Genomic DNA, 371 nt, shown 5'->3' on the forward strand with positions numbered 1-371 from the left:
GCTCGCGCATTGGCGGCCCGATTTGCAGATATGGGGCTTGTCGGCGACGCTCGGCAACCTTCCCTTCGCCGCCGATGTATTGCTCTCCCCGGTCAGAACCCCGCGTGTCAGCGTGCACGGCAAGCTGCCGAAGGCATTGATCGTGGACACGGTTATTCCCGAGACCATCGAGCGATTTCCTTGGGGCGGTCATATGGGAATGCGCCAGGTCGAGGCCGTGGCCGAGGCGATCGGCGAGGCGCAGACATCGCTCGTATTTACCAACACGCGCTCGCAATGCGAAGTCTGGTATCAGGCGCTGCTCGAAGCGCGTCCGCAATGGGCCGGCGCAATTGCGTTGCATCATGGTTCGCTCGATCAGGAAGTGCGCG

The 371-nt window shown here is 62.5% G+C and carries 1 pseudogene; it reads left to right on the plus strand.

From position 1 onward, the window contains the following. Positions 1-371, plus strand: a pseudogene (locus SB822_RS55385) (DNA ligase-associated DEXH box helicase); the annotation flags it as partial.

Source organism: Paraburkholderia sp. SIMBA_054, from assembly GCF_046534875.1.
In the GTDB taxonomy this organism is placed as follows: domain Bacteria; phylum Pseudomonadota; class Gammaproteobacteria; order Burkholderiales; family Burkholderiaceae; genus Paraburkholderia; species Paraburkholderia hospita.